The organism is Paraburkholderia tropica (assembly GCF_900109265.1).
Lineage (GTDB): Bacteria > Pseudomonadota > Gammaproteobacteria > Burkholderiales > Burkholderiaceae > Paraburkholderia > Paraburkholderia tropica.
Map to the genome: position 1 here is coordinate 1 of NZ_FNZM01000057.1, position 2736 is coordinate 2736.

General features: G+C 55.5%; 1 protein-coding gene. It reads left to right on the plus strand.

What is annotated here, in order from left to right; genetic code table 11:
* Window positions 1-939 precede the first annotated feature (939 nt).
* Window positions 940-2445, plus strand: a complete 1506-nt coding sequence (locus tag BMY06_RS38005) for a sensor domain-containing diguanylate cyclase (protein ID WP_074987918.1) — start codon at window positions 940-942, stop codon at window positions 2443-2445.
* Window positions 2446-2736: the final 291 nt, after the last annotated feature.

Genomic DNA, 2736 nt, shown 5'->3' on the forward strand with positions numbered 1-2736 from the left:
TGCGTCTGCTCGCGCCGCTGACCGTGAGCGATGCGATCGTCAATGAAGCGCTGACGATCCTGCGCAATGCGGTGACGAAGGTATCGGCGAAACTCCGCTAAGACTACCAGCAAATGCTGGCGCAGCTCTTTGGAGTACTTCATCATTACGCTCGGTTTCCGCTAACTCGAGAGCATAAAGATAACGGTTCGTGTGCTCGACATCGCCCGCGCGATGCTGCGTCAAACGATGAAGAGCAGCCTCACGCGAACCACGCTGGGTCGCGCCGGTAAAGAAGCACTGCCCGGCGCTTCGACGAGAGAATCGGCGACAAGGTTCCTTTGCGCGCGTTATCGCTGGCAAACGCCCCCGATGTTCCACTTATCCTGCTGTCTGATTTTGAGCGGCCACGTCTTAGGCGAGAGGAGCGGCGGCATTTGCACGCCTTTACAGAAGACGAAGACAAGACCGTGAAGGCAGCCTTCAGCGTGCCCGAACTATGATTCTCCCGCGCGAACTCGCCGCGGTCGATATTCGGTGCCCAATATCAGGACGGCATCGAGCCGCCGCCGAGGCGATGATACATCGCCTCGGCAAATAGCTGTGCTGCACTGGCTGCAGCCAGCGCCTGCCGGAGTTACATCCGGCGGTGGCTCGATTACGCGGTACGTAGAATGATTGGATCGATCCGGAAGCGACGCCGCGTCCCGCGGACATGCACCGGCGCGGGCAACCCATCCAGTCTCACGCTGATCCTAGCGCAGCACCGTTCGGATAGCCTGCTCGCCGCGCAAGGCGATTTGCCTAGTCGCGGATGTTGCCTACCTTCATCGCTGCACCGCGCTTTCGCATTCTCGCCCCCACTATGACTTTCAATCAAGTCTCGATTTTTTAACCTACCAGCCGTTAACCCGAGTTTACACAACATCCGGTCTTCTAGATCCAGACTCATATCATTCGATGACCGCATCCACTATCATCGAGAAAGTCGCCAAATGGGCGGGACGCAACCATGTTGTGGTAGGCGGACTTGGCACGCTGATGTCGATCGCAACACTATGCATCAGTGCGCTAACGCTGTATTTGACGAAAAGCGAAGTCGTCAAGCATGCGCACGAGACGTCGCGTAACGTCACAGCTGTGCTCGTCAGCGAAATCGCACGCACAGTCGAAACCTCGAACAATGCTCTCGTTTTACTCACCTCTGACCTTGAAAGGCCAGAGGTGAGACGTATGGATGCTGAGTTGAGGCATGCTCTGCTCTTCCGACGCACTGCAGCGCAGTATGTAACGGGAATGGGCGTAACCGACAGGTCCGGCACGCTAATCGATGGCTGCTGCGGCCGCTCCCATCACTGGGACTTCAGCGACCGCGACTATTTTACAGTTCAGCGCGATAACCAGGATATTGGCCTATACGTGTCCGAAGCATATCAAGCTCGCTCGCGTGACGGCACGAAATCTATTGCATTGTCTCGTCGTATAGAGGGGCCGCGTCATACCTTTAACGGCATCGCAGTGGTGGCGATCGATCTGGCCTATTTCGATCAGTTGCTATCCAGACTTGATGTAGGGCCACATGGCATCAGCGCAATTTTGCGCACAGATGGCACAATTCTGTCTAGAAATCCGTCGTTAAGCGACAACCAGATGATTCGCTTGCGTCGCTCGAAGACCTTCGACCGCATACTAAGCCAAGACTTCGGATTCTACACGGCATATTCACATATTGATGGGACATTGCGTCTCTACACCTTTCAGCACGTACCGGGTACACCGTTGATTGCTGTCGTGGCTCCCGCGGAGCAGGACGTACTTGCGAACTTCAGGCAGATGGCCTGGACAGTGGGTTCCGCTGCCTTCAGCATTTGTGCGCTCTTTTGTGCCGTTGTCTGGTTGCTCGCTTTTGCGCTGCGTGAAAATCTTCGCAAACAGGAACTGCTGATCGATCTTACGCATAGAGACGCCCTGACGGGCCTATTGAATCGCCGTGCGCTCAACGCTGCACTGGAAGACGAATGGGAAAAACTTCACCAGGCATGTAGCAGCAGCTTGTCCCTCCTGTTCATCGATGCCGACCATTTCAAGCAGTACAACGACAAGTATGGACATGCTCAAGGAGACAATGCACTGAGAGCTCTGGCGACGTGCCTCTGCACACACATGCAACGGTGCGGAGGCATTGCAGCCCGTTACGGCGGGGAAGAATTCGTTGCTGTGTTGCCCAACGCGGACAGTGGTCAAACGGCAAAGATTGCAGAGGCGATCAGGCGCGACGTCGAAATGAATCGACTCGCGAGATCTGTAGAAGCGCTGCCACTTTTTACGGTCAGCATCGGGTATGCGACCGGACATCCGTTAAGAACCCCATCCGTCGAGGAGCTCATGCATCTGGCCGATTTATCGCTATATCTCGCCAAACGCGAGGGTAGAAATCGCGTATGCGGGGGTGATGCGCTCCTCTAATCGAAGGTTGCTTAGAAGGTTTCGGTGTTACCCCGCCAAGCCCCATATTGGGGCGCTCGTGATGCCATTGATCTAGGTGTCTAGTCCCAGTCAACCAGTAGACCCACGCAACGAAGTGTTCGGCTGCCTGGTTCCGACCGACTGCCTTTTTATCCTTTTCTTGCATTATATGACTAACGAATAGTGAGGTCCGCGTCCTAGAGAATGAAAGGGACTTCCCCGTCCCGAGGCTGCGGCGGAAGCCGCGAGTCGGCATCAATGTGCCAGGATGAAGTTGCGAACGTTCATCGA